The organism is Rhizobacter sp. P1_G5 (assembly GCF_056405435.1).
Genome location: NZ_JBFUCB010001102.1, coordinates 1 through 880, shown reverse-complemented (window position 1 = coordinate 880; position 880 = coordinate 1). Strand labels below are relative to the sequence as shown.

At 62.7% G+C, this 880-nt stretch carries 1 protein-coding gene and 1 pseudogene; both read right to left on the bottom strand.

The genetic code is table 11. The features are described from left to right. Positions 1 to 338, bottom strand: a pseudogene (locus tag AC1D12_RS34325) (carboxypeptidase M32); the annotation flags it as partial. Between the two features lie 48 nt (positions 339 to 386). After that, on the bottom strand, positions 387 to 599 hold the full coding sequence (locus tag AC1D12_RS34320) for a hypothetical protein (protein WP_047512644.1): 213 nt from the start codon (positions 597 to 599) through the stop codon (positions 387 to 389). Between the last annotated feature and the right edge of the window lie 281 nt (positions 600 to 880).

Genomic DNA, 880 nt, shown 5'->3' with positions numbered 1-880 from the left:
TCCTCGCAGCGCGCGGTGGCCAGCGAGCGCGCCTGCACCAGCGATTCGGGCAGCGCATTGGCGAGCCGCCATTCGCGCTGGATCTCGCGCAGGTTGGCACGCTGGAAATCGTCGAGGGGTTCCTGCCCGGCGCGCTCGATGTCGCCGGCGGTCGATGGATCGGTGCGCAACCGATGCATCAGCGCTGAAAGCTCGGCCACCGCGGCGGCCCGGGCATCGTTGCCCTTGGGCGGCATCATCGCGGCCTGGTCCCAGCCGGCGATGGCGCGAAGGTGATCGAAGTGGTGAAGCCGCTGGCTCAGGGCGGCCAGCGCGTCATAGGCGGGTGTCTTGGTCATGTCATCGGGGCTGGAAGCACCCCGATGCTAAGCGACCCGCCAGAGAATTCAGTCGGATTCCGGCTCGGCGTCGATCAGGTGATCGTAGGCATTGATGTCGGACTCGACACGCGGGATCAGCGGCTTGTCCAGCGGGCGGCAGATGCGGCGTTGCAGGCGGTCCAGGCGCTCGGAACGCTCCATCGCCTGGAACACTTCGGCCGGATTCATCATGAGAACGAAGGGGTTGCCAACGATCTCGGTGCTGTCGGTGCTCTGCATGGTGACGCTCCAGTGAACGGGTGTGTCGATGGAGTCACTGTAGGCGCCACATCCTCTTCCTCGTAGTCGGTACCGCTCCAAACGAGGGGTCAGAAGAACCCTGACAAGGCTGTCGGCGGGCCGTCGCTGGGTTGTCGGGGATGGCAGGCGAAAACCAGTGATCCAGCCCCGTATGAAATCATATTTGTCGTTACAGATCAATGAATTGAATGAGTTACCTAAAGCAATTCTTGAGATCCGATTGCTTACATTCCGGCAGGTTCGGGCAGACGGAACAGCGC